This is a genomic window from Rhizobium sp. AQ_MP (assembly GCF_014237835.1).
Lineage (GTDB): Bacteria > Pseudomonadota > Alphaproteobacteria > Rhizobiales > Rhizobiaceae > Allorhizobium.
Map to the genome: position 1 here is coordinate 257,970 of NZ_JACJVI010000001.1, position 21,358 is coordinate 279,327.

Consider the following 21,358-nt stretch of genomic DNA (forward strand, 5'->3'; position numbering starts at 1 on the left):
TTGTTGTGGGCAGCGGGCGAACGCCGGCCCATCCTGGTTGTGTTTCCTCGCCTTAAGTCGTTAGTGTCACAGCGCATCCTTTTCAAGAAAACATTGAGCCCGTGACGCTATATCAAGCCACCCCGAGTGATGTCCTGAATGTCGCCGAGCTGACGTCAGAGGAAAGCCGCGCCACGGCGACCCCGATGATGGAGCAGTATATCGAGATCAAGGCCGCCAATCCGGGCAGCCTGCTGTTTTACCGCATGGGCGATTTCTACGAGCTCTTTTTCGAGGATGCGGTCGATGCCTCCCGAGCGCTCGGCATTACGCTGACGAAGCGCGGACAGCATCTCGGCCAGGATATCCCGATGTGTGGCGTGCCGGTGCACGCGGCCGATGACTACCTGCAGAAGCTGATCACGCTCGGCTTCCGCGTCGCCGTCTGCGAGCAGGTCGAAGATCCGGCCGAAGCCAAGAAGCGCGGCTCGAAGTCGGTCGTCAAACGCGACGTCGTGCGGCTCGTCACGCCGGGCACGCTGACCGAGGAAAAGCTACTCTCGCCCTTCGAATCCAACTATCTGATGGCGCTCGCACGCATTCGGGGCGGCTCCGCCCCGCAGCTCGCGCTCGCCTGGATCGACATCTCCACCGGCATTTTCCGCCTGGCCGAGACGACCGAGACGCGTCTGCTCGCCGACATCCTGCGTATCGAGCCGCGCGAGCTGATCGTGCCGGACACGCTTTTCCACGACGAGGAGCTGAAGCCCGCCTTCGACGTGCTCGGCCGTGTCGTCGTGCCCCAGCCCGCCGTGCTCTTCGACAGCGCCAGCGCCGAGGGCCGCATTGCCCGCTACTTCGGCGTCGGAACGCTGGATGGCTTCGGCGCCTTCTCGCGCGCCGAAATCGCCGCTGCGGCTGCTGCTGTCGCTTATGTCGAAAAGACCCAGATTTCCGAGCGCCCGCCGCTCGGCCTGCCCGAGCGCCAGAACGCAGCTTCGACCCTCTTCATCGACCCGGCAACCCGCGCCAATCTGGAGCTGGTGAAGACGCTGTCGGGCGAGCGCAATGGCTCGCTCCTGAAGGCGATCGACCGCACCGTGACAGGTGGCGGCGCGCGTCTGCTCGCCGAACGCCTGATGTCGCCGCTGACAGATCCCGAAGCGATTGCAGAGCGGCAGGATTCCATCGCCTTCCTGCTGGCCGACGGCCTGCTCGTCGACCGCTTGCGCGATGCCCTGAAGCGCGTGCCCGACATGCCGCGCGCGCTGTCCCGCCTGGCGCTTGATCGTGGTGGCCCGCGTGATCTCGGCGCCATCGTCGCTGGCCTTGCCGCCTCCGCCGAGGTCGGTCGCCTGCTCGATCCGGCGAGCCTGCCGAAGGAACTCACGGAGGCCTTGGCCGATCTCGCGGCGCTCCCCGCCGATCTTGGCTCCAGCCTTGCATCGATGCTGGCCGACGAGCTTCCGCTCCTGAAGCGTGACGGCGGCTTCCTGCGCGATGGTGCAATTCCAGAGCTCGACGAACTGCGCGCACTGCGCGACCAGTCCCGCCGGGTGATCGCGGGGCTGCAGCTGCAATATGCCGAGGAAACCGGCATCAAGTCGCTGAAGATCAAGCACAACAATGTGCTCGGCTATTTCATTGAGGTGACCGCCGGGAATGCCGGTCCGATGACCGACACGGATGAGGCGAAGTCCCGTTTCATCCATCGCCAGACCATGGCCAATGCCATGCGCTTCACGACGACCGAACTTGCCGATCTCGAAAGCCGCATCGCCAATGCCGCCGGTCAGGCGCTCTCGCTGGAACTGGCGGCCTTTGACCAGATGGTGTCTCAGGTGATTGCCGCTGCCGAGCCGATCAAGGCCGCCGCGAGGGCGCTTTCCGTGATTGATGTCGCCGCCGGTCTTGCTGCCCTTGCGGAAGAGCAGGGCTATTGCCGCCCGCTGGTCGATGACAGCAGGATGTTCTCGATCACCGCCGGCCGCCATCCGGTCGTCGAGCAGGCGCTCCGCCGCCAGGCCGCAAGCCCCTTCATCGCCAACGATTGCGACTTGTCGCCGAGCGATACCAAAGGCCCCGGCGCGATCTGGCTGCTCACCGGTCCAAATATGGGCGGTAAGTCGACCTTCCTGCGCCAGAACGCTCTGATCGCCATCATGGCCCAGATGGGCTCCTTCGTTCCCGCCGGTGCCGCGCATGTTGGGATCGTCGATCGCCTCTTCTCCCGCGTCGGTGCTTCCGATGATCTGGCGCGCGGCCGCTCCACCTTCATGGTCGAGATGGTCGAAACGGCCGCCATCCTCAATCAGGCGACGGATCGTTCGCTGGTTATCCTGGATGAAATCGGCCGTGGTACGGCGACCTTCGACGGCCTTTCCATCGCCTGGGCTGCCGTCGAGCATCTGCATGAGGCCAACCGGTGCCGCTCGCTCTTTGCCACCCACTTCCACGAACTGACGGCGCTGTCGGAAAAACTCGCTCGCATGTCGAATGTCACCATGCGCGTCAAGGAATGGGATGGCGACGTCATCTTCCTGCATGAGGTCGGCCCCGGTGCTGCCGACCGCTCCTATGGCATCCAGGTTGCCCGTCTTGCCGGTCTGCCGGCAGCCGTTGTGTCGCGTGCCCGGGAGGTCCTGACCCGGCTCGAAGACAGCGATCGTAAGAACCCGGCTGCCCAGCTGATCGACGATTTGCCCCTCTTCCAGGTTGCGGTCCGCCGCGAGGAGATCCAGAAGGCCGGCCCCTCCAAGGTAGAGGAAGCCCTGCGGTCACTCGATCTTGACGATCTGACGCCTCGCCAGGCGCTCGATGCGCTCTATGATCTCAAGAAACAACTTGGCAAGCCTTGACCGGTAGAGTTGCCTGTCAATCGCGCCCGAAAGGCGCTATAGCGCCACCAATCCCGGCTGATTCCCGGGTTTCCAAGAGATGATGCCGCCCCCATGGCCAAAGCAGACCTCGCCTTCGACGACCTCCTCGACATCGACGCCCTGAAAGCGTCCTGTAAAGCAGTGGCCGAGGCCGGATCCGGCAACATGCTCGAGACCCGCTCGAAGCTCCTGCCGATCCTGAAGAAGGCGTCCGCCGATGCGCGGGAACAGGCGCGCCTGAAGCTCTTCGAGGATGGCAGCGGCATGAACTGCGCCAACCGCATCTCCTGGATCCAGGACCAGCTGATCTCGGTCATTTTCGATTTCGCCCGCACCCATGTCTATCCGAAGGATACGAATGGCCTCTCCGTCGCGGCTGTCGGTGGTTATGGCCGCGGCACGCTGGCACCCGGCTCCGACATCGACCTGCTCTTCCTGCTGCCGGCCAAGGCCGGTCCCGCCATGCACAAGGCGGTCGAGTTCGTGCTCTATCTGCTCTGGGATGTCGGCTTCAAGGTTGGCCATGCGACCCGCACAGTTGAGGAATGCATCCGCCTCTCGAAGTCGGACATGACCATTCGCACGGCGATCCTCGAAACGCGTCATATCTGCGGCGACGAGGCGCTGGTGACTGAACTCCAGCACCGCTTCGACCAGGAGGTGACGACCGGCACCGCGCCGGAATTCATCGCCGCCAAGCTTGCCGAACGCGATGAGCGCCATCGCAAGGCGGGCGACAGCCGTTATCTGGTCGAGCCCAACGTCAAGGAAGGCAAGGGCGGTCTGCGCGATCTGCAGACCCTCTTCTGGATCGCCAAATACAATTACCACGTCCGCGATACCGACGATCTGGTCCGCCTCGGCGTCCTCTCGCGCCATGAATGGCGCCTTTTCCAGAAGGCCGATGACTTCCTCTGGGCCGTCCGCTGCCACATGCATTACCTGACGGGTAAGCCCGAAGAGCGGCTCTACTTCGATATCCAGCCGGAGATTGCCAAGAGCCTGGGGTATCAGGCCCGCCCGGGTCTCTCCGCAGTCGAACGCTTCATGAAGCACTACTTCCTGGTGGCCAAGGATGTCGGCGATCTCACGCGCATCTTTGCCGCAGCGTTGGAAGACCAGCAGGCCAAGGCCGCTCCCGGCATCGGCGGCATGCTCGGCCGCTTTGCCAACCGACCGCGCAAGATCCCCGGTGCCAGCGAATTCATCGATGATCGCGGCCGCATTGCGCTCGCCGATCCCGGTGTCTTCAAGAAGGACCCGATGTCGATCATGCGCCTCTTCCATGTGGCGGATCTGAACGGGCTCGAATTCCATCCGGATGCGCTCAAAGCCGTCACCCGTTCGCTATCGCTCATCGACAATGATTTCCGCGAAAGCGAGGAAGCGAACCGTCTCTTCCTGTCGATCCTGACCTCGCGCAAGGATCCTGGTTTCATCCTGCGTCGCATGAACGAAGCCGGCGTGCTCGGTCGTTTCATGCCGGAATTCGGCAAGATCGTCTCGATGATGCAGTTCAACATGTATCATCACTACACCGTCGACGAGCATCTGATCCGCACCGTCGAGGTGCTCTCCGAGATCGACAAGGGCAAGGCGGAGGAAATCCACCCGCTCGCCAACAAGATCATGCCGGAGATCGAGGATCGCCAGACCCTCTATGTGGCGGTGCTACTGCACGATATCGCCAAGGGCCGTCAGGAGGATCACTCCGTGGCCGGCGCCAAGGTGGCCCGCAAGCTCTGCCCGCGTCTTGGCCTGTCGCCGAAGCAGACCGAAATGGTCGCCTGGCTGATCGACCAGCATCTTCTGATGTCCATGGTCGCCCAGACGCGTGACCTGCATGACCGCAAGACGATCACCGACTTTGCCGAGAAGGTACAGTCGCTCGACCGGTTGAAGATGCTGCTGGTGCTGACGATCTGCGATATCCGCGCGGTCGGCCCCGGCGTCTGGAACGGCTGGAAGGGCCAGCTTCTACGCACGCTCTATTACGAGACCGAACTTCTGCTCTCCGGCGGCTTCAGCCAGGTGTCCCGCAAGGAGCGCGCCAAGCATGCCGCCGAGCAGCTCACCCTGGCGCTCGAGGGCTGGAGCCAGAAGGACCAGCGCACCTACACCAAGCTGCATTACGAGCCCTACCTGCTCTCGGTCGATCTCGAGGATCAGGTGCGCCACGCCAATTTCATCCGCCAGGCCGACAAATCCGGCCAAGCGCTGGCCACCATGGTGCGCACCCACCAGTTCCATGCGATCACCGAAATCACGGTGCTCTCACCCGACCATCCGCGCCTGCTGTCGATCATCGCCGGTGCTTGTGCTGCGGCCGGTGCCAACATCGCCGACGCCCAGATCTTCACGACATCAGACGGTCGCGCACTCGACACGATCCTGATCAACCGCGAATTCCCGATCGATGAGGACGAGATGCGTCGCGGAGCGACGATCTCCAAGATGATCGAGGACGTGCTCTCCGGCCGCAAGCGCCTGCCGGAAGTCATCGCCACGCGGTCGAAGGGCAAGAAGAAGAACAAGACCTTCCCGGTCCAGCCGGACGTGCGCATTTCCAACGCGCTCTCCAACAAGTTCACCGTCATCGAGGTGGAATGCCTCGACCGTATCGGTCTTCTCGCCGAGATCACCGCAGCCCTCTCGGATCTCTCACTCGACATCCAGTCTGCCCGTATCACCACCTTCGGCGAGAAGGTGATCGACACCTTCTACGTCACCGACCTTGTGGGCCAGAAGGTGACCAACGAGAACCGGCAGGCCAACATCGTCGCAAGACTGAAGCCTGTCATGATCGATCAGCAGGACGATCCGAAGGATCAGGCCAGCAAGGATCAGCCCGCAGCCGCCGGCTCCGTCACGACGCTGCCGCAGTCGCGCAGCATCGTCCCGCCGAAAAAGGCCAGGGCGTGAGAGAATGAGCCTCGTCAAGAAATTCATGACCGTCGGCGGGGCGACGCTCGGCAGCCGCATTTTCGGCTTTGCCCGCGAAACCCTGATGGCGGCAGCACTCGGCACAGGCCCGGTCGCCGACGTCTTCTACGCCGCCTTCCGCTTCCCCAATCTCTTTCGCCGGCTTTTTGCCGAGGGCGCCTTCAACGCCGCCTTCGTGCCGCTCTTTGCCAAGGAGATCGAAGCGAACGGCATTGATGGCGCGAAGCGCTTTTCCGAGGAAGTCTTCGGCGTCCTGTTTTCGGTTCTGCTCATTCTGACCATGGGCATGCAGCTTTCGATGCCACTGCTCGTGCAGTGGATCATAGCCCCGGGCTTTGCCGATGATCCGGAAAAGTTCAGCCTGACGGTGCGCCTTGCGATCGTCATGTTCCCCTATCTGATGTGTATGTCGCTGACGGCCATGCTGAGCGGGATGCTGAACTCGCTGCATCACTTCTTCGCCGCCGCCATAGCACCCGTTTTCCTCAATGTGCTGATGATCGGGGCGCTGGCCTGGGCGCTGTGGACGGGAGCTGATCCCGCCGCGACCGCCTGGGCCTTGTCCTGGTCGGTCCTGGGGGCGGGTCTTCTGCAGATGGCCGTCGTCTATATCGGCGTGCGCCATGCTGGCATCCGCATCGGCTTCAAGCGTCCGCGTTTCACGCCGAACGTCAAGCGTCTGCTGGTGCTGGCCGTGCCCGCCGCGATTACCGGCGGCATTACCCAGATCAATCAGCTTATCGGTCAGGCCATCGCCTCGACCAAGGAAGGCGCGATCTCGGCCCTGCAATATGCCGACCGCATTTACCAGCTGCCCCTCGGCGTCGTCGGTGTTGCGGTCGCCGTCGTGCTGTTGCCGGAACTCGCCCGTGCGCTCAAGGGCGGACACATGAAGGAGGCGGAAACCCTCCAGAACCGCTCGATCGAGTTCGTTCTCTTCCTGACGCTGCCGGCCGCCGCCGCCATCTGGGTACTCTCCGACGAGATCATCCGCGTGCTCTATGAGCGCGGTGCCTTCTCCGAGCAGAACACCGCCGTCGTTGCCTCGATCCTCGCCATCTATGGCATCGGTCTGCCCGGCTTCGTTCTGATCAAGGCGCTGCAACCGGGTTACTATGCCCGCGAAGACACCAAGACGCCGATGCGCTTCACCATGGTCTCGGTCGCGCTGAACACTGGGCTTGCCATCACGCTTTTCCCGATCTTCGAGGAAAGCGGCATCGCGATCGCCGAAGCCGCTGCCGGCTGGACCAACACCATTCTTTTGTTTTCCGTCCTGCTCTGGCGCGGTCACCTGATCTTCGAATGGTCACTGCTCACGCGCACGCTCCGCCTGATCGTCGCCTCTGCAATCATGGCCGGTCTGCTCGTCTACCTCTCCGATCGCTGGTCCGCCTGGCTGGCGCCGTCCAGCCCACTGCTTGACCAGGTGATGGCGCTCGGTGGTCTCGTGGTGATCGCCATGCCCGCCTATTTCGGCATCGCCTTCCTGATCGGCGGCGCCGATTTCGGCATGGTACGCCGCAGCCTCAAGCGCCGGAAAAAGACCGCTGCCGAGCCCGCGACGACCCCGACGGATACGGATCAGCAGTAGGTCCAGGTCCGTTTCGGCCCAATATCGACATGCACGATGCCGTTGCAGTAGCGCCCGATCCCGCCAATGCCGGGCGCGGTGCGCGCAGCGGCAACGATCTTCTTTTCCGAGACGCCGGGCACGCGGATATCCGCGGCAAAACAGTGGCTGTGCTGGGAGCGCCCGGAACGCGGGCGGTGGCCGGAGGTGACGACCGGTTTCTTCCCGGTCTTCTTGGCGATGTGGGCGAGGATCGCCTTCAGTTCGTCGGGAAAGCAGTTGGCTTTGACGCTGACCCGCTGCAGCGTATAGGCGACCGTCGTATCATGTTTCATGAAGAAGTGACGCTTCTTCTTCTCCACGGCCTCGACGGGAGAGAGGAGACAGAGCGAAAGAACGCAGCCGAGCGCGACGCGAAACAAAGTGCGCATGAGTGACCTTCTGGAATGGGATTGTTGTTTTGAGCGATCCAGATCGCTTTCGGCAGTTTTTTATTCCCGCAAATGTGTCAAATTTGGTGCGCTTTGCTCATTTCTATTTTTTGGGGCGTTGTGGGTACGCGAATCGCTGTTTCTGAATGTCGCCAATTCATTCCCTAAACCACTCGATTCTGGGAGGAAATTTCCCTATGCGTGACATCGAGAGCCTCCGCGTCACACATCGAACCGAAAGTGCGATTTCATGAGCGCAAACAGCCTCTTTCTCGTCAGCCTCGTCGTCGACAGCTACGATCGGGCCAAGGCCTTCTACTGCGACAGCCTCGGCTTCGACTGCTTGGAAGACACCGCGATGCCCGACGGCAAGCGTTGGCTGGTGGTCCGTCCCAGAGGCGGCGAGGGGGCTTCAATCCTTCTTGCCCAGGCCTCGGACGAGGCCCAGCGCGCTGCGATCGGAAACCAGACCGGCGGCCGTGTCGGCTTCTTCCTGCGGACGGACGATTTCGCCCGCGATCACCGCCGCTTCACGGAAGCCGGCGTGCTCTTCCAGGAGGAGCCACGCCACGAGCCTTATGGAACCGTCGTCGTCTTCCAGGATCTCTATGGCAATCTCTGGGATCTGATCGAGCCGGCCAAGGCTTGAGCGGATGCCTCCGCAGAAGTGAGCGCTTGATTGCACCCCGCCCGCCGTGCATAAGCCGTGACCGACACGCGATCGCAAGATCGGGCCCTCCACCAGCCTGTTGAGGACAAAAATGACTGAGTTCAAGCCGCTGGTCTTCTCCGGCGTTCAGCCGACCGGCAATCTCCATCTCGGAAATTATCTCGGTGCCATCAGAAAGTTCGTTGCGCTGCAGGAGAACAACGACTGCATCTACTGCGTCGTCGACCTGCATGCGCTGACGGCCCAGCTCGTCCACGAGGACATGGCGACCCAGATCCGCTCGATCACGGCAGCCTTCCTTGCCGCGGGCATCGATCCGAAGAAGCACATCGTCTTCAACCAGTCGCAGGTGCCGCAGCATTCGGAACTCGCCTGGATCTTCAACTGCGTCGCCCGCATCGGCTGGATGAACCGCATGACGCAGTTCAAGGACAAGGCCGGCAAGGACCGCGAGCAGGCCTCGCTCGGTCTTTACGCCTATCCGAGCCTGATGGCGGCCGACATTCTCGTCTACCGCGCGACCCATGTCCCGGTCGGTGAAGACCAGAAGCAGCATCTGGAACTTGCCCGCGACATCGCCATGAAGTTCAATATGGACTTTGCGGAGAAGATCCGCCCGACGGGGCTCGGCATCGATATCAAGGTCGGCGACGAGCCGGTGCATGCCTATTTCCCGATGGTCGAGCCACTGATCGATGGTCCGGCACCGCGCGTCATGAGCCTCAAGGACGGCACCAAGAAGATGTCGAAGTCGGATCCGTCCGATCTCTCGCGCATCAACCTGATGGACGACCAGGACGCGATCTCGAAGAAGATCCGCAAGGCCAAGACCGACCCCGACGCGCTTCCGAGCGAGACTGATGGTCTGAAGGGACGTCCAGAAGCCGACAACCTCGTCGGCATCTTTGCGGCCCTCGCCGACAAGTCGAAGGCAGAGGTTCTTTCCGAATTCGGCGGCCAGCAGTTCTCGGTCTTCAAGCCGGCCTTGATTGATCTCGCCGTCGAGGTTCTCGCCCCGATCAATGCCGAGATGCGCCGCCTGATGGAAGATCCCGGTCACATCGACGCGGTCCTGCGCGACGGGGGCGAGCGTGCCCGCGCGCGGGCCGAAAAGACCATGAACGAAGTCCGCGACATCATCGGTTTCGTGCGATAAGGTCGCGGGCGCTGGCGGGTCCGCCCGGAGCCCGCCCGCGTCCCATCACATCAGTCCGGCGGCGGGGTTCTCCATGGTTTCAACACGTCTGTCACGTCTTGAAGGTCACCGCCGCAAGTTCATGGCGGTGATCGACAACACCCCGGAATGCTCGCGCGCGGTCCATTATGCCGGCCGCCGCGCCAAGAATTCCAATGGCGGACTGGTGCTGATCTATGTGATCCCAGAAGGCGATTTCCAGCAATGGCTGGGCGTCGAGGAGATCATGCGCGCCGAAGCTCGGGAAGAGGCAGAAGCGATCATGGCAAAGGCTGCGCAGACGGTCCGCGATACAATCGGCATCGAGCCCGAAATCGTCATCCGCGAAGGCAGTTCGTTTGCCGAGATCAACCGCCTGATCGAGGAAGACCGGGACATCGCGATCCTCGTGCTCGCAGCCGGCTCGACCAAGGAAGGCCCGGGGCCGCTCGTTTCGATGATCGCCGGACGAGGTGCGGCCTTCCCGATCCCGGTGACGGTCCTGCCGGATACGTTGACCAACGAGGAAATCGACGCCCTCTGCTGATTTCACCATCTGCGAGATCGCGCCTTGAAGATGCGACCCGCAGCGTCTATTTTGGAAGTATTCTAATCTTTAGCGGTGGTATCGCCGCCCGGAGGCCTAAATGTTCATCCAGACCGAAGCCACGCCGAACCCGGCGACCCTGAAATTCCTCCCCGGCAAGGTGGTCATGGAAACCGGCACCGCCGAATTCCGCGACGCAAGCAGCGCGGCAGCTTCGCCGCTCGCCTCCCGCATTTTCGCGATCCCCGGCGTCACCGGCGTCTTCTTCGGCTATGATTTTGTCACCGTCTCCAAGGACGGTCCGGAATGGCAGCATCTGAAGCCGGCGATCCTCGGCACGATCATGGAACACTTCATGAGCGGTGCTCCGGTCATGGGCTCTGCCTCGACCTTTGCGGAAACCGACAGCGACGAGGAATTCTTCGATGCCGGCGACGAGACGATCGTCGCGACCATCAAGGAACTCCTCGAAACCCGCGTTAGGCCCGCCGTTGCCCAGGATGGGGGCGACATCACCTTCCGCGGCTTCAAGGATGGCAAGGTCTTCTTGAACATGAAGGGCTCCTGCGCCGGCTGCCCGTCCTCGACGGCAACCCTGAAGCACGGCGTGCAGAACCTGCTCCGCCACTTCGTTCCGGAAGTGCAGGAAGTCGAAGCGGTCTGATTGGACCGGACGGGAGACGAGATGATCGTTCTTGCGATCGACACGGCGGGTGTGGGCTGCGCAGCCGCCGTTTTTGATTCTGATGCAGACAAGATGTTGGGCCTCGTCAGCGAAACCATCGGTCGCGGCCATGCCGAGCGGCTGATGGCGATGATCGATGAGGCACTCGCCCAGGCGAAGCTGTCGCTTGCCGATGTCGATCGCATCGGCGTCACTGTAGGCCCCGGTTCCTTCACCGGCATTCGCGTGGGGGTTGCGGCTGCCCGTGGTTTGGCCCTTGCGCTCGGTGTGGATTGCGTCGGAGTTTCCACACTTGAAGTCCTAGCCTGCACGGCCCCCGAAACCGGAAAGCCGGTTCTCTCTGCCATCAACGCTCACCGCAACGAAGTCTATGCCCAGAGCTATGAGGCCGGAGTTCCCCAGGGTGAGCCGCTGCTGCTCGAACTGGAGGATTATCTCGCCCGGGCCGCCATCCCTGGCACGGTCCTCGTCGGCTCCGCTGCTGCCCTTGTTAGAGACCGCGAGGCCGAAACAGTCCCCGATCACTACCCGATCGAGATCGTCGCACGGATTGCCGCGATGGCGAAAGCTCAGGGCAAGCCGAAGCCGCTCTATCTGCGGGGACCGGATGCGAAACCGCAGACGGGTTTTGCCGTATCGAGAGCCTGACATGCGCGACAGCCTGTTCTACCGCCAGCCCGAATTCGAACTTGTCCCGATGACCTCGGAGCACTGCCGCGCAGTCGCCGAACTGCATGCCCAGAGGTTTCCCCGTGCCTGGGGCGATGGTGAATTCTTGAGCCTTCTTCTGCAGCCGAACAGCTTCGGCTTTGCCGCTTGGCAGACCAACACGCTGATCTTCAAGGCTCCGCTTTCAGGCTTCGTGCTTGCCCGCGAAGTCGCCGGCGAGGCGGAAATCCTGACGATCGCGGTGAGCGACAAGGTCTCCCGCTTCGGGCTCGGCTGGCGCCTGATGCAGGCAGCGCTTCGCGAAGCCAAGGCGCGGGGAGGGGAATCCATGTTCCTCGAAGTCGACGACGGCAATCAGGCTGCACTCGGTCTCTATCGCAAGCTCGGCTTCGAGAAGGCCGGTGAACGCCCCGCCTACTACACCGATGAAAACGGTCGCCGGTCCTCCGCGCTTGTCATGCGCCGCGATCTTCGTTAACCCGGCAATTGGACGAACACATATTCGACATATAAGCTGGGCCAATGAACGACGCCTTGAAATCGCTGGAAACGCTGTGCGCCGAACGGGGCATGCGCATGACCGAGCAGCGCCGCGTCATTGCCCGTATCCTTGAGGAATCCGACGATCACCCTGATGTCGAGGAGCTTTACCGCCGCTCTTCCAAGGTCGATGCCAAGATCTCGATCTCGACGGTTTATCGCACGGTGAAGCTCTTCGAGGACGCCGGCATCATCGAGCGCCATGACTTCCGCGATGGCCGCTCGCGTTACGAAACGGTTCCGGAAGAGCACCACGACCACCTGATCGATCTGAAGACCGGCACAGTGGTCGAATTTCACTCGCCGGAAATCGAGGCGCTGCAGGAGCGCATCGCCCGTGAACACGGCTTCCGCCTCGTCGGACACCGGCTCGAACTCTACGGCATCCCACTGTCGAAGGACGAGAAATAAGCCGATGTCCGCCATGCCAGCGAGGCCCGCGTGATCAACTGGCTGAGGGTCGGCTTCTTCCTGGTCGTGCTGCTGCTCGTCTCGGGCCTGATGATCCCGGTGCAGCTCTTGGCACTCCGTCTCGACTGGCCGCTACGCCGCCGCATGCCGCGATACTGGCATCGAATGGCGTTGTGGTTCCTCGGCATCCGTGTGCATGTACACGGAACCCTTGAGACACGGCGCCCGTTGATGATCGCCGCCAACCACGCCTCCTGGAAAGATATTCTTGTCCTTGGCTCGCTGGCCGACGTTGTCTTCATCGCCAAAACGGAGGTATCCTCCTGGCCCGTCTTCGGCTTTCTTGCGAAGCTGCAGAAGACGATTTTTGTCGTGCGCGAGGAAAAGCGTCGCACCGGCGATCAGGTCAACGAGATTGCCGCCCGCATGGCCGATGGCGAGATTGTCGTGCTTTTCCCCGAGGGGACGACGTCGGACGGCAACCGCATCCTCGGCATCAAGTCCTCGCTGTTCGGCGCAGCGGCTGCTGCCCTGCCGGAAGGCGAGGATGCCGTGGTCCACGTCCAGCCCGTTGCCATCGCCTACACCCGCGTCCAGGGCATGCCGATGGGACGCTACCACCGCCCGATCGCCGGCTGGCCCGGCGACATCGGCCTCATGCAGCATCTGATCGGCGTGCTGCGCGCCGGCGCGCTGGATGTCGACGTCACCTTCGGCGAGACAGTGGAGTTCCGCAAGGGCGACAGTCGCAAGACGCTCGCTCTGCGCATCGAGGAGCAGTTGCGCACCATGCTGCTCGCCCATCTGCGCGGTCGCCATCGCCACTGAACGTGGCGAGCAATTTTTCGGTTTAATCGCGGCACGAAAACCACTAAATAGCGCCGCATGACCCAGGAAACCGCGAGCCTCACAGATACCCCGGCGCCGGGCGCCAATACGCGCAAGGTCTTCATCAAGACCTATGGCTGCCAGATGAACGTCTATGACAGCGGCCGCATGGCCGATGCCCTGGCAGCGGACGGCTATGCTCCGACCGAGGTGATGGAAGAGGCCGATCTCGTCCTGCTCAACACCTGTCACATCCGAGAAAAGGCCGCGGAGAAGGTCTACTCTGCCCTTGGGCGCCTACGCGAGCACAAAAAGGCGCGCGCGGCCGAAGGCAAGGAATTCATGATCGGCGTCGCCGGCTGCGTAGCTCAGGCCGAAGGCGAGGAAATCTCCCGCCGCGAGCCGGCCGTTGACGTCGTCATCGGCCCGCAGACCTATCATCGCCTGCCGCAGGCGTTGCAGAAGGCTCGAACCGGAGAGCGGGTGGTCGACACCGAATACGCGCTGGAAGACAAGTTCGAGCATCTGCCGGATCCAACAAAGGTCGCGGGCAAGCCACGCTCCGTCACTGCCTTCCTCACGGTCCAGGAAGGCTGCGACAAGTTCTGCACCTTCTGTGTGGTTCCCTATACGCGTGGCTCGGAAGTCTCCCGTTCATTGGCGCAGCTCCTGACAGAGGCCCGCAAGCTGGTGGACAGCGGCGTGCGTGAGCTGACCCTTCTCGGCCAGAACGTCAACGCCTGGCATGGCGAAGACGAGAAGGGCCGGGCGATCGGCCTTGGCGATCTTCTCTACCGGCTCGCTGAAATCCCCGGTCTCGCCCGCCTGCGCTACACCACAAGCCATCCCCGCGACATGGACGACCGCCTGATCGAGGCGCATCGCGATCTCCGGATGCTGATGCCCTATCTGCATCTGCCCGTGCAGTCCGGCTCCGACCGCATCCTGAAAGCGATGAACCGCCGTCACAAGGCCTCCGAGTATGTGGCGTTGATCGAACGCATCCGCTCCGTCCGTCCCGACATTGCCCTGTCGGGCGATTTCATCGTCGGGTTCCCAGGCGAGACGGATCAGGATTTCGAAGATACGATGAAGCTCGTGCGTGACGTGAACTACGCGCAGGCTTATTCGTTTAAGTACTCGACACGTCCTGGAACGCCCGGTGCTGACCTGCCGGATCACGTGGCCGAGGACGTGAAGACCGAACGCCTGGCACGGCTCCAGGCGCTGCTGCTTGAACAGCAGCAGGCCTTCATGCAGTCGATGATCGGCAAGACCATCGACTTGCTTCTGGAGAAGCCGGGTCGCATGCCGGGGCAGCTCATCGGACGCTCACCCTGGCTGCAGTCGGTGAATGTTGATGCAAAGTCATCGCAAATCGGTGACATTATACAGGTACGAATCACCGCAGCCGGCCCAAACAGCTTGTTTGCCGAGGTGGCAGAGGGTTAGAGTGAGGGCCTGAACCTGATCGAACAGGAGCCTGATCGCTTGAACGCAACAGAAGTGGTTTCCTCACCCTCGCGCAATGTCCGCAGCTCTGCGACCGACGCCAATCACTTCATCTTGACGTTCGAGAACAACCGGCTTGCGAGCGAGCTCTTCGGACAATTCGACCAGCATCTGAAACTGCTCGAGCAGCGCCTTCAGATCGAGGCCCGTGCGCGCGGAAATTCCGTCGCCATCACGGGAGAGTTGCAGGCCACCAACCAGGCCCGTCGCGCGCTCGATTTCCTCTATGCCCGGCTCCAAAGCGGCGGCTCGGTGGAGGCCTCGGATGTCGAAGGTGCCATCCGCATGGCAGTTGCAGCCGATGACCAGCTGTCCCTGCCGACGCTGGAGCGCAAGGCGAAGCTTTCGATGGCCCAGATTTCCACCCGTAAGAAGACGATCGCTGCGCGCACTCCGACCCAGGACGCCTATATGCGGGCGCTGGAACGGTCGGAAATGGTCTTTGGCGTCGGGCCGGCTGGAACCGGCAAGACATATCTCGCTGTGGCCCATGCCGCCCAGTTGCTGGAGCGTGGCGTCGTGGATCGCATCGTCCTGACCCGTCCTGCGGTCGAAGCCGGCGAGCGCCTCGGCTTCCTGCCCGGCGACATGAAGGAAAAGGTCGATCCGTATCTGCGTCCACTTTACGACGCGCTCTACGACATGATTCCCGGCGACAAGGTCGAACGTGCCATCACCGCAGGCGTCATCGAGATCGCCCCGCTTGCCTTCATGCGTGGCCGCACGCTGGCGAACGCTGCGATCATCCTCGACGAAGCGCAGAACACGACGTCGATGCAGATGAAGATGTTCCTCACCCGTCTGGGCGAAAACGGCCGCATGATCATCACCGGAGATCCAAGCCAGGTCGACCTGCCGCGCGGCGTCACCTCCGGTCTGGTCGAGGCGCTGAATGTGCTCAAGGGTGTGGAAGGCATCTCGGTTGTCCGCTTCAAGGACACCGATGTCGTGCGTCACCCGCTTGTCGGTCGCATCGTGCAGGCCTATGACGCCAAGTACAAGGTACAGGACGAGAGCGAGCAGAGCGAGCATTAAGCCCGCTCCGCCACGGAACCATGAGCCAGTTGGACATACAGATCGCCGTCGAGGCGGACGGTTGGGCAGACGAGACGGCGCTGGAGGCTTTGGCCTCCCGCGTGCTCGGTGCGGCGGAAACCCATCTTGCAAAGGTCGAGGGTCAGCCCTTTCCGAAGCAGCCGACGGAGGTCTCGCTCGTCTTCGCCGACGATGAAATGATCCGCGAGATCAATGCGGAATGGCGCGACAAGGACAAGCCGACCAATGTCCTGTCCTTCCCAGCCTTTCCCGTAACCCCCGGCAAGATGCCTGGTCCCATGCTCGGCGACATCATCATCGCGCGCGAGACGCTGGAGCGGGAGGCGATCGAATTGGACAAGACGTTCGAGGATCATCTGACCCACTTGATGGTTCACGGATTTCTGCATCTTTTCGGCTACGACCACATTGAAGTGAACGATGCCGAGAAAATGGAAGCGCTGGAGACTCGCATTCTGGCGGAACTTGGCCTATCTGACCCCTATGCGGGGCAGGACCCCATCTGATAGTCTGGAACAATGAGCGATTTTGCGACGAAAGCGGCCCCGGAGGCCAAAGAAGGTAACGAGGGATCCTCTTCTGAAGAGGGCAGTAGTCCTTCCCGAGCGGAAAGCTCGGCCCGACAATCTCCATCCTTCTGGGGCCGACTGGCCCGAATTCTCAAACCGTCATCCTCCACGAGCTTGCGTGAAGACCTGACGGTGGCACTCAGTGCCGATGCCCAGCTGGGCGAAGCGTTCACGCCCGAAGAGCGGGCGATGCTCAACAACATCCTGCGATTCCGCGAAGTGCGCGTTGAGGACATCATGGTCCCGCGCGTTGACATTGAGGCGGTTGATCAGAGCGTGACCATCGGCGAGCTGATGACGATCTTCGAGGTCTCCGGCCGATCGCGCATGCCCGTCTATGCCGATACGTTGGACGACCCGCGAGGGATGGTGCATATCCGTGACCTCTTGTCCTACGTCACCAAGCAGGCGCGCAGCCGCAAGCGTGTGGCCAAGCCTGCCGCTGCTGCAAATGGAGCCGAGAAGCTCGAGAAGGCGGAGAAGGTCACAAAGCCGAAGATGGATTTCGATCTGGCCCGCATCGATCTGAGCAAGACGGTCGCCGAAGCCGGCATCATCCGCTCCATTCTCTTTGTACCGCCCTCAATGCTGGCCTCAGACCTGATGAGCCGCATGCAGGCCGCTCGCACGCAGATGGCGCTGGTGATCGATGAATATGGCGGGACGGACGGACTGGTAAGCCATGAAGACATCGTCGAGATGGTCATCGGCGACATCGATGACGAGCACGACGATGAAGAGGTGATGTTCAGCCGCATTTCGGACGACGTGATCGTCGCCGACGCCCGCGTTGAACTGGAAGAGATTGCAGAGGCGATTGGCCCTGATTTCGATATCGCCGATCGTCTTGAAGATGTCGACACGCTTGGGGGACTGATCTTCTCTGCACTCGGTCGAATTCCAGCCCGCGGCGAAGTGGTTCAGGCCCTGCCTGGTTTCGAATTCCACATTCTCGATGCCGATCCGCGTCGTATCAAACGGGTACGAGTTGCCCGCAAGCGGGCGAACGCCCGCCGCCGGTCGACAACCAAGGGTGAAATCGAGACACGCAGCGAGGCCGAAGTCGAGGCAAAGCCCTCGCAGGCGACTGCAGTTGCATCCGCGGAAAACGCAACCAAGCCAAAGGCCAAGGCTGTACCCAAGCCACGGGCGCCGAAACTGCAGCAAGCAGCCGCCGATACGCCAGCAGAACATCCCAATCCAGCGATCGAAGGCACAGATCGGCAGTCAGCCTGACGGGCCATCTGCAACACACCGTAGACCGCGACATGGCTCCCGTTTTTTGGGAGACTGCCGGCGATTGATTCGTGGTCGGAAGGGGTGGACATGCAGGCTTTGGCAGCAAGGATCCTGCTGTTGTGGGGTGTCAGGCGGGCGGGTCTCGCAATTCTAGCCGGCGCGATCGGCGCACTTGCGCTTCCGCCATTCGATGTTTTCGCATCGATGTTCATTTCCTTCACGCTGCTTGTCTGGCTGCTGGATGGCGCGACCGGCAATGCGGAAACCGGCAGGGCAGGGCTGTCGTCCTCCTTCTGGACCGGCTGGTTCTTTGGCCTCGGCTACTTTGTCTGCGGCCTGTGGTGGCTGGGAAATGCGTTGCTGCTGGAAGCAGATGAATTCGCCTGGGCCATTCCCCTTGCTGTCCTCGGTCTGCCGGCGGTGCTGGCCATCTTCTACGGCCTGGCGACAATGCTGGCGCGACTGGTCTGGTCCGACGGCATGGGCCGCATTGCCGCGCTCGCTGCCGCATTCGGTTTGGTCGAATGGCTTCGCAGTTTCGTAGCAACAGGCTTTCCCTGGAACGCGATCGGCTATGCGGCCATGCCGGTGTCGCTGATGATGCAATCGAGCCACGTGCTCGGCATCCTGGCCATCACACCGCTTGCCGTCTTCGTCTTCGCCGCTCCGGCCCTTCTGGGCACGCGTCGTGGAGCCTGGCCCGGTCTGCTCGTTGCGCTGATGCTCTTGTGTGCTCACTTCGGCTACGGTGCCTTCCGCCTGTATGTCGCGCCAGCTGGCGCAGCGGACACGACACTGACGGTCCGGCTTGTTCAGCCGGCTATCGACCAGTCGCAGAAAATGGAGAATACCGATCGCATCGGCGTCTTCGAAAAGCACCTTGCGCTGACGGCCGCCCCGCCGGAGGAGGGCAAGCCCCGCCCTGATGTCATCGTATGGCCGGAAACGTCCGTCCCCTTTATCCTGACCGAAAATCCCGATGCCCTGGTGCGTATCGGTGACGTTCTGCAGGATGGGCAGATCCTGCTGACCGGTGCTGTGAGGGCCGAGGAACGCGGGGCCGGCCAGGCGCCGCTTTATTACAATGCCGTCTACATGATCGATGACAAGGGGCAGATTCTGAGCGCGAGCGATAAGGTTCACCTGACGCCATTCGGCGAATACGTACCCTATGAGAACCTGCTGCGTGAATTTGGGATTGAGGAGCTGATCAGTCTGCCTGGTGGCTTCACGGCAGCGGCGAGCCGTTCTGTACTTAAGCTTCCAACCGGCATCGGTTTGTATCCGCTCATCTGCTACGAGGCCATCTTTCCAGCAGAAATTGCACCCGATCTCGCTGGCGCGAGCGTCATCCTGAATGTCACCAACGACGCCTGGTTTGGTGCAACCCCTGGGCCATATCAGCATTTCCAGCAGGCACGTTTGCGTGCTGTCGAGACGGGTGTTCCTCTCATTCGTGTCGCCAACAGCGGTATTTCGGCCCTGATCGACCCCTATGGCCGTATCATTGAGGGACTTTCTCTCGACACGGCCGGGGCAGTCGATGCAACTTTCGGTGTAGAAAATGCGCCGGAACGAAACACCCAAAACCACAGTTTAAACTTTTGGTTGGTGCTGGCACTGATGGCTTTGATTGCGGTCGTTTCTAGTCTGGGTTTTATTAGGCGGAAGAATTGACCAAAAACCCCTAAAATTGCATAGTGGCTTGGACCGTTACTCTGCAAGTATGCTGAAAGATCATCGATGGCGAGCACAACGTCTCGTTATGGTGTGGCGGGCATGGGGTTAGGTCGCAACGCCAACAATTTTGTCAGGACGACATTAATGATCGAGAACAAGAAGAAGCCGAACCCGATTGACATCCACGTCGGTAGCCGGATTCGCCTTCGTCGCACGATGCTTGGCATGAGCCAGGAAAAGCTTGGTGAAAGCCTCGGGATCACATTCCAGCAAATTCAGAAGTACGAGAAAGGCACCAACCGTGTGGGTGCAAGCCGTCTTCAGAACATCTCCAATATACTGACGGTACCGGTTTCCTTCTTCTTCGAAGATGCGCCGGGCGAGCAACCGTCCAGTTCCGGCATGGCGGAAGCCTCCAGTTCCAACTACGTGGTTGACTTCCTCTCCTCCTCGGAAGGTCTTCAACTCAACCGAGCCTTTGTGAAGATCGGCGACCCCAAGGTTCGTCGTAAGATCGTGGATCTGGTCAAGGCGCTCGCTGCCGAAGCCGACACCGAATAAGCAGCGGGACTTCGATCCTGACAAAGAGAGCGGCCGCAGGGCCGCTTTTTTTTGTTCGCCAAGAGGGAAAATTTACTCACATAAAGATATATTTATGTGGTTGTGTCCTTGTCATCGCTGCTTGAACTGAGTAACGATGCCGGCCGTCCATACTTTGAGGGGAATCCCGATGCGAGCAAATTACCTCTTTACCAGTGAGTCCGTTTCCGAAGGTCACCCGGATAAGGTTTGTGACCGTATTTCCGATGAAATCGTTGACCTGGTGTACCGGGAAGCGGCCAAGACTGGCGTCGATCCCTGGACCGTACGCATCGCTTGCGAAACGCTCGCAACCACCAACCGGATCGTCATCGCGGGCGAGGTTCGCCTTCCGCCGAGCCTGATGAAGACCGACAAGAACGGCAACGAAGTCATCAATCCCGCGAAGTTCAAGTCCGCCGCCCGCAAGGCCGTGCGCGACATCGGCTATGAGCAGGACGGTTTCCACTGGAAGACCGCCAAGATCGACGTTCTCCTGCATTCCCAGTCCGCTCATATCGCCCAGGGCGTTGACAAGGCCGCCGACAGCTCGAACAGCGAAGGCGCAGGCGACCAGGGCATCATGTTCGGCTATGCCTGCAAGGAGACGCCGGACCTCATGCCGGCCCCAATCTACTACTCTCACAAGATCCTGCAGCTGCTGTCTGCCGCCCGCAAGAAGGGTGAAGGCGACGTTGGCAAGCTCGGCCCGGATGCCAAGAGCCAGGTTACCGTTCGTTACGTCGATGGAAAGCCGTCCGAGGCAACCTCGATCGTCCTGTCCACCCAGCATCTTGATGATAGCTGGGATTCGAAAAAGGTCCGCCAGGTTGTCGAGCCCTTCATTCGGGAAGCTCTGGGTGACCTGAAGATCGCTGACGACTGCGCCTGGTACATTAACCCCACCGGCAAGTTCGTCATCGGCGGTCCGGACGGTGATGCGGGCCTCACGGGCCGCAAGATCATCGTTGATACCTATGGTGGCGCGGCTCCTCATGGCGGTGGCGCTTTCTCGGGCAAGGACACGACCAAGGTCGACCGTTCCGCCGCCTATGCTGCGCGCTATCTGGCCAAGAACGTCGTTGCCGCCGATCTGGCGGACCGTTGCACGATCCAGATCTCCTATGCGATCGGCATTGCCCAGCCCCTGTCGATCTATGTCGACCTGCACGGCACAGGCAAGGTCACCGAGGATCAGGTTGAGGCTGCCATCCGCAAGGTTATGGACTTGTCCCCGTCGGGCATCCGTCGCCATCTTGACCTCAACAAGCCGATCTATGCTAAGACGTCCGCCTATGGCCATTTCGGCCGCAAGGCTGGCCGTGACGGTTCCTTCTCCTGGGAGAAGCTCGACCTGGTCAAGCCGCTCAAGGATGCGATCAAGGCTTGAACTG

19 protein-coding genes are annotated in these 21,358 nt (G+C 61.5%); 18 read left to right on the forward strand and 1 reads right to left on the reverse strand.

The window, feature by feature from the left end:
- The first annotated feature begins 185 nt into the window (after nt 1-185).
- The 3 genes from mutS to murJ all read left to right on the forward strand — a co-directional run bounded on the left by mutS (nt 186) and on the right by murJ (nt 7,395).
- Nucleotides 186-2,837, forward strand: a complete 2,652-nt coding sequence (mutS, locus tag H6M51_RS01390) for a DNA mismatch repair protein MutS (protein WP_246780367.1) — start codon at nt 186-188, stop codon at nt 2,835-2,837.
- Nucleotides 2,838-2,930: 93 nt separating this feature from the next.
- A complete protein-coding gene (locus H6M51_RS01395; RefSeq protein WP_246780351.1) occupies nt 2,931-5,780 on the forward strand; it encodes a [protein-PII] uridylyltransferase in 2,850 nt (949 codons plus the stop codon).
- Between the two features lie 4 nt (nt 5,781-5,784).
- Nucleotides 5,785-7,395 carry a murein biosynthesis integral membrane protein MurJ gene (gene murJ / locus H6M51_RS01400; protein WP_185808101.1) on the forward strand — a complete coding sequence of 537 codons (1,611 nt, stop codon included), beginning with the start codon at nt 5,785-5,787 and terminating at the stop codon, nt 7,393-7,395.
- Here murJ and H6M51_RS01405 read toward each other — a convergent pair.
- Nucleotides 7,386-7,805, reverse strand: a complete 420-nt coding sequence (locus H6M51_RS01405) for a DUF882 domain-containing protein (RefSeq protein WP_185808102.1) — start codon at nt 7,803-7,805, stop codon at nt 7,386-7,388. The two genes, murJ and H6M51_RS01405, sit on opposite strands and share 10 nt — an antisense overlap.
- A 250-nt stretch (nt 7,806-8,055) precedes the next feature.
- On the opposite strand from H6M51_RS01405, the gene H6M51_RS01410 reads away from it, so the two are divergent.
- From H6M51_RS01410 to metK, 15 genes are all read left to right on the forward strand, one after another.
- A complete protein-coding gene (locus H6M51_RS01410) occupies nt 8,056-8,454 on the forward strand; it encodes a VOC family protein (RefSeq protein WP_185808103.1) in 399 nt (132 codons plus the stop codon).
- 112 nt (nt 8,455-8,566) lie between these two features.
- The gene (gene trpS, locus H6M51_RS01415) at nt 8,567-9,631 is read left to right on the forward strand and encodes a tryptophan--tRNA ligase (RefSeq protein WP_185808104.1); all 1,065 of its coding nucleotides are present in this window, start codon (nt 8,567-8,569) and stop codon (nt 9,629-9,631) included.
- Nucleotides 9,632-9,704: 73 nt separating this feature from the next.
- Complete coding sequence (locus tag H6M51_RS01420; RefSeq protein ID WP_185808105.1) at nt 9,705-10,196, forward strand: universal stress protein; 492 nt, start codon at nt 9,705-9,707, stop codon at nt 10,194-10,196.
- A gap of 100 nt (nt 10,197-10,296) precedes the next feature.
- Nucleotides 10,297-10,860, forward strand: coding sequence for a NifU family protein (locus H6M51_RS01425; protein WP_185808106.1), 564 nt, complete (start codon nt 10,297-10,299; stop codon nt 10,858-10,860).
- A 21-nt stretch (nt 10,861-10,881) separates the two neighbouring features.
- Nucleotides 10,882-11,529 carry a tRNA (adenosine(37)-N6)-threonylcarbamoyltransferase complex dimerization subunit type 1 TsaB gene (gene tsaB, locus H6M51_RS01430; RefSeq protein ID WP_185808107.1) on the forward strand — a complete coding sequence of 216 codons (648 nt, stop codon included), beginning with the start codon at nt 10,882-10,884 and terminating at the stop codon, nt 11,527-11,529.
- A gap of 1 nt (nt 11,530) precedes the next feature.
- Entirely contained in the window at nt 11,531-12,028 is a 498-nt protein-coding gene (locus H6M51_RS01435) for a GNAT family N-acetyltransferase (RefSeq protein WP_185808108.1), read from the forward strand.
- Between the two features lie 44 nt (nt 12,029-12,072).
- Nucleotides 12,073-12,501, forward strand: coding sequence for a Fur family transcriptional regulator (locus H6M51_RS01440; RefSeq protein ID WP_076393124.1), 429 nt, complete (start codon nt 12,073-12,075; stop codon nt 12,499-12,501).
- A gap of 33 nt (nt 12,502-12,534) precedes the next feature.
- On the forward strand, nt 12,535-13,329 hold the full coding sequence (locus H6M51_RS01445) for a lysophospholipid acyltransferase family protein (protein WP_185808420.1): 795 nt from the start codon (nt 12,535-12,537) through the stop codon (nt 13,327-13,329).
- Between the two features lie 57 nt (nt 13,330-13,386).
- Complete coding sequence (gene miaB, locus H6M51_RS01450; RefSeq protein ID WP_185808109.1) at nt 13,387-14,781, forward strand: tRNA (N6-isopentenyl adenosine(37)-C2)-methylthiotransferase MiaB; 1,395 nt, start codon at nt 13,387-13,389, stop codon at nt 14,779-14,781.
- 39 nt (nt 14,782-14,820) lie between these two features.
- Entirely contained in the window at nt 14,821-15,876 is a 1,056-nt protein-coding gene (locus H6M51_RS01455) for a PhoH family protein (RefSeq protein ID WP_185808110.1), read from the forward strand.
- 20 nt (nt 15,877-15,896) lie between these two features.
- Entirely contained in the window at nt 15,897-16,403 is a 507-nt protein-coding gene (gene ybeY, locus H6M51_RS01460) for an rRNA maturation RNase YbeY (protein WP_185808111.1), read from the forward strand.
- A 12-nt stretch (nt 16,404-16,415) separates the two neighbouring features.
- Nucleotides 16,416-17,702, forward strand: a complete 1,287-nt coding sequence (locus H6M51_RS01465; protein ID WP_185808112.1) for a hemolysin family protein — start codon at nt 16,416-16,418, stop codon at nt 17,700-17,702.
- 90 nt (nt 17,703-17,792) lie between these two features.
- Nucleotides 17,793-19,382 carry an apolipoprotein N-acyltransferase gene (gene lnt, locus H6M51_RS01470; protein WP_185808113.1) on the forward strand — a complete coding sequence of 530 codons (1,590 nt, stop codon included), beginning with the start codon at nt 17,793-17,795 and terminating at the stop codon, nt 19,380-19,382.
- A 147-nt stretch (nt 19,383-19,529) separates the two neighbouring features.
- Entirely contained in the window at nt 19,530-19,946 is a 417-nt protein-coding gene (locus tag H6M51_RS01475; RefSeq protein ID WP_185808421.1) for a helix-turn-helix domain-containing protein, read from the forward strand.
- A gap of 169 nt (nt 19,947-20,115) precedes the next feature.
- Nucleotides 20,116-21,354: a methionine adenosyltransferase gene (metK, locus tag H6M51_RS01480; RefSeq protein WP_185808114.1), complete on the forward strand. Its 1,239-nt coding sequence runs from the start codon at nt 20,116-20,118 to the stop codon at nt 21,352-21,354.
- The last annotated feature ends 4 nt before the right edge of the window (nt 21,355-21,358 follow it).

Bases quoted from the DNA above. Each gene is read 5' to 3' on its own strand.
- lnt (WP_185808113.1), top strand. From the start codon at position 17,793: ATGCAGGCTTTGGCAGCAAGGATCCTGCTGTTGTGGGGTGTCAGGCGG.
- H6M51_RS01405 (WP_185808102.1), bottom strand. From the start codon at position 7,805: ATGCGCACTTTGTTTCGCGTCGCGCTCGGCTGCGTTCTTTCGCTCTGT.
- H6M51_RS01410 (WP_185808103.1), top strand. From the start codon at position 8,056: ATGAGCGCAAACAGCCTCTTTCTCGTCAGCCTCGTCGTCGACAGCTAC.
- miaB (WP_185808109.1), top strand. From the start codon at position 13,387: ATGACCCAGGAAACCGCGAGCCTCACAGATACCCCGGCGCCGGGCGCC.
- tsaB (WP_185808107.1), top strand. From the start codon at position 10,882: ATGATCGTTCTTGCGATCGACACGGCGGGTGTGGGCTGCGCAGCCGCC.
- murJ (WP_185808101.1), top strand. From the start codon at position 5,785: ATGAGCCTCGTCAAGAAATTCATGACCGTCGGCGGGGCGACGCTCGGC.
- H6M51_RS01425 (WP_185808106.1), top strand. From the start codon at position 10,297: ATGTTCATCCAGACCGAAGCCACGCCGAACCCGGCGACCCTGAAATTC.
- H6M51_RS01465 (WP_185808112.1), top strand. From the start codon at position 16,416: ATGAGCGATTTTGCGACGAAAGCGGCCCCGGAGGCCAAAGAAGGTAAC.
- ybeY (WP_185808111.1), top strand. From the start codon at position 15,897: ATGAGCCAGTTGGACATACAGATCGCCGTCGAGGCGGACGGTTGGGCA.
- H6M51_RS01475 (WP_185808421.1), top strand. From the start codon at position 19,530: ATGATCGAGAACAAGAAGAAGCCGAACCCGATTGACATCCACGTCGGT.
- H6M51_RS01420 (WP_185808105.1), top strand. From the start codon at position 9,705: ATGGTTTCAACACGTCTGTCACGTCTTGAAGGTCACCGCCGCAAGTTC.
- mutS (WP_246780367.1), top strand. From the start codon at position 186: ATGATGGAGCAGTATATCGAGATCAAGGCCGCCAATCCGGGCAGCCTG.
- trpS (WP_185808104.1), top strand. From the start codon at position 8,567: ATGACTGAGTTCAAGCCGCTGGTCTTCTCCGGCGTTCAGCCGACCGGC.
- H6M51_RS01395 (WP_246780351.1), top strand. From the start codon at position 2,931: ATGGCCAAAGCAGACCTCGCCTTCGACGACCTCCTCGACATCGACGCC.
- H6M51_RS01435 (WP_185808108.1), top strand. From the start codon at position 11,531: ATGCGCGACAGCCTGTTCTACCGCCAGCCCGAATTCGAACTTGTCCCG.
- metK (WP_185808114.1), top strand. From the start codon at position 20,116: ATGCGAGCAAATTACCTCTTTACCAGTGAGTCCGTTTCCGAAGGTCAC.
- H6M51_RS01440 (WP_076393124.1), top strand. From the start codon at position 12,073: ATGAACGACGCCTTGAAATCGCTGGAAACGCTGTGCGCCGAACGGGGC.